Origin of the sequence: Mesorhizobium sp. M7A.F.Ca.CA.002.04.1.1, assembly GCF_004022805.1 — a bacterium.
Lineage (GTDB): Bacteria > Pseudomonadota > Alphaproteobacteria > Rhizobiales > Rhizobiaceae > Mesorhizobium > Mesorhizobium ciceri.
On record NZ_RZPL01000754.1, the window covers coordinates 1 to 2,646 of the forward strand.

A 2,646-nucleotide genomic window follows, 5' to 3' on the forward strand; every position below is an offset into this window, starting at 1 on the left:
ACTCTTTCCTTGTTAGCGACCGCAGTTTCAGCCGGAAACGGCGGCAAAGGCAAAGAAAAACCGCCCGGATAGGCCGGGCGGTCGATTGGTCCAGCGTATGGCCGCGGGATCAGCGCATGGCCCGGATCAGGTGTTCTTGATCTGCTCGATCGCCTGCGCCATCAGTTCGTCCATGGTGCGGCGGATCTGGTGGTCCGACTGCTCGACGCCGGCCGCGTCGAAATCCCCGCGGATCTTGCGGAACACGTCGTGGTCGCCGGCCTCCTCGATGTCGGAGATAACCACTTCCTTGGCATAGGCGTCGGCATCGGCGCCGGACTTTCCGAGCTTTTCGGCGGCCCACAGGCCGAGCGCCTTGTTGCGGCGCGCCGAGGCCTTGAACCGAAGCTCCTCGTCGAATGCGAATTTACGCTCAAAGCCCTCTTCACGGTCTTTCATGCTGCTCATGGCGTCCCTCCGGGTCAAATTCGATTCGTTGGCGGTGAATATGTGCGTTGTCAAAGCACAAACCAAAAGGTCGCGGGCCGGTCAATATGCTTCATCGCATGCTGCGCTGCGGCATTTCAGTCCCGAAAGCGGTTGATTGGAAGGATTTGCCGATTGAGCAAACGATGTGATTGGGATAGACCCGGCATTGAACCCTACCGTAGCCGCACTATTTCAGGCAGACGGACAGGAAATGGTCTGATACCGCCTGTCCGGAACCCCAGAGAAAAATCAGATGAAAAATCGCCGCCGCATTTATGAAGGCAAGGCCAAGATACTCTATGAGGGACCCGAACCGGGCACGCTTATCCAGTTCTTCAAGGATGATGCAACCGCGTTCAACAAGAAGAAGCACGAGGTCATCGACGGCAAGGGCGTCCTCAACAACCGCATTTCCGAGTATATTTTCAACCATTTGAACCGCATGGGCATTCCGACCCATTTCATCCGCCGTCTGAACATGCGCGAGCAGCTGATCAAGGAAGTCGAGATCATTCCGCTCGAAGTGGTGGTGCGCAATGTCGCCGCCGGTTCGCTGTCCAAGCGGCTCGGCATCGAGGAAGGCACCGTTCTGCCGCGCTCGATCATCGAATTCTATTACAAGGCCGACGCGCTCGACGACCCGATGGTGTCGGAAGAGCACATCACCGCGTTCGGCTGGGCGAGCCCGCAGGAGATCGACGACGTCATGGCGCTGGCGATCCGCGTCAACGACTTCCTCTCCGGCCTGTTCATGGGCGTCGGCATCCAGCTCGTCGACTTCAAGATCGAATGCGGCCGCCTGTTCGAAGGCGACATGATGCGCATCGTCGTCGCCGACGAGATCTCGCCGGACTCCTGCCGCCTGTGGGACGTGGCGACGCAGGACAAGCTCGACAAGGACCGTTTCCGCCGCGACATGGGCGGCCTCGTCGAGGCCTACCAGGAAGTTGCCCGCCGCCTCGGCATCATGAACGAGAACGAGCCGCCGCGCCCGACCGGCCCGGTGCTCGTCGCCTCGACCGACGGCCTCAAAGGCAAGCCGCACTGATCGCGGTTTGCGACCCGATAATCAGAACAGGAGCATGTCCAGCGTGATCAAGGCCCGCATTACCGTCACCCTCAAGAACGGCGTGCTCGACCCGCAGGGCAAGGCGATCGAACACGCATTGTCCGGCCTGGGCTTCGGCGGCGTCGGCACGGTGCGGCAGGGCAAGGTGTTCGACGTCGAGCTGGCGGAAAGCGACAAGGCCAAGGCCGAAGCCGACCTCAAGGCCATGTGCGACAAGCTGCTGGCGAATACGGTGATTGAGAATTACGCGGTGGAGATAGGCTGATTGAACTCAGTCTTTGCAAAACATGCAAGCAACGTTGTGGAGCTATTCCACCGACTCGACGATGCAATAGCCCGTGGCTTTCTGGATAAATTTCCACCAGAGCCGGGTGTGTATTTATTCTTGGAGGATGGCACTCCCGAAAGAATCGGGCGTACGAACAATCTCTCACAGCGATTAAAGAACCATCTCCGGCAAGATCATGGTTCTGCTGCGTATGCCTTCAAACGCGCTCGTCAAAAGCTAGGGCTAAAGCCCACATATCGCAAAGGTTCCGGCAGGAAAGACCTTCAAAAAGACCCGGCTTTCGTTGAAGTTTTTCGGGCAGAGATCGAGCGATTGAAGACACTCAGCGTGAAATATGTGGTTGTTGAAGACATTGCAGAGCAGTACCTGCTCGAAATTTACTCAGCAATCGAATATGGGTTCGCCCTAGACGAGTTTGGGAATCACTAAGAAAATGAAATCCGCCGTCGTCCTCCTGCCTGGCCTCAATCGCGACCGCGACATGATCGCGGCGCTGACCAAGATTTCGGGAACACCGCCGGTCACCGTCTGGCAAACCGACACCGAAATCCCCGATGTCGATCTGATCGCCATTCCGGGCGGTTTTTCCTTCGGCGACTATCTGCGCTGTGGCGCGATCGCCGCGCGCATGCCGGTCATGCGGGCAGTGGCCGAAAAAGCGGCCGCGGGCGTGACGGTCATCGGCGTCTGCAACGGTTTCCAGATCCTGGTCGAGGCCGGCTTGTTGCCGGGCGCCTTGATGCGCAACACCTCGCTGAAATTCGTCTGCCGGCAGGTGAAGCTCGAGATCACCAATGCCAACACCATGTTCACCCGCCGC

Annotated in this window: 5 protein-coding genes; 4 read left to right on the plus strand and 1 reads right to left on the minus strand. The window is 58.6% G+C overall.

Annotated elements, in window-relative coordinates; translation table 11 throughout:
• Positions 1-126 precede the first annotated feature (126 nt).
• On the minus strand, positions 127-447 hold the full coding sequence (locus ENZ75_RS27885) for a DUF1476 domain-containing protein (RefSeq protein WP_013532126.1): 321 nt from the start codon (positions 445-447) through the stop codon (positions 127-129).
• Positions 448-721: 274 nt separating this feature from the next.
• On the opposite strand from ENZ75_RS27885, the gene purC reads away from it, so the two are divergent.
• The 4 genes from purC to purQ form a co-directional block, all read left to right on the plus strand.
• A complete protein-coding gene (gene purC / locus ENZ75_RS27890; protein WP_013532127.1) occupies positions 722-1,516 on the plus strand; it encodes a phosphoribosylaminoimidazolesuccinocarboxamide synthase in 795 nt (264 codons plus the stop codon).
• 43 nt (positions 1,517-1,559) lie between these two features.
• Entirely contained in the window at positions 1,560-1,802 is a 243-nt protein-coding gene (gene purS / locus ENZ75_RS27895) for a phosphoribosylformylglycinamidine synthase subunit PurS (RefSeq protein WP_063170213.1), read from the plus strand.
• Complete coding sequence (locus tag ENZ75_RS27900; RefSeq protein WP_063167821.1) at positions 1,803-2,255, plus strand: hypothetical protein; 453 nt, start codon at positions 1,803-1,805, stop codon at positions 2,253-2,255.
• Between the two features lie 4 nt (positions 2,256-2,259).
• Positions 2,260-2,646 (plus strand): phosphoribosylformylglycinamidine synthase I (gene purQ / locus ENZ75_RS27905; RefSeq protein WP_128278474.1); only part of this gene is annotated, 387 nt, incomplete at its 3' end.

Bases quoted from the DNA above. Each gene is read 5' to 3' on its own strand.
- purC (WP_013532127.1), top strand. From the start codon at position 722: ATGAAAAATCGCCGCCGCATTTATGAAGGCAAGGCCAAGATACTCTAT.
- ENZ75_RS27885 (WP_013532126.1), bottom strand. From the start codon at position 447: ATGAGCAGCATGAAAGACCGTGAAGAGGGCTTTGAGCGTAAATTCGCA.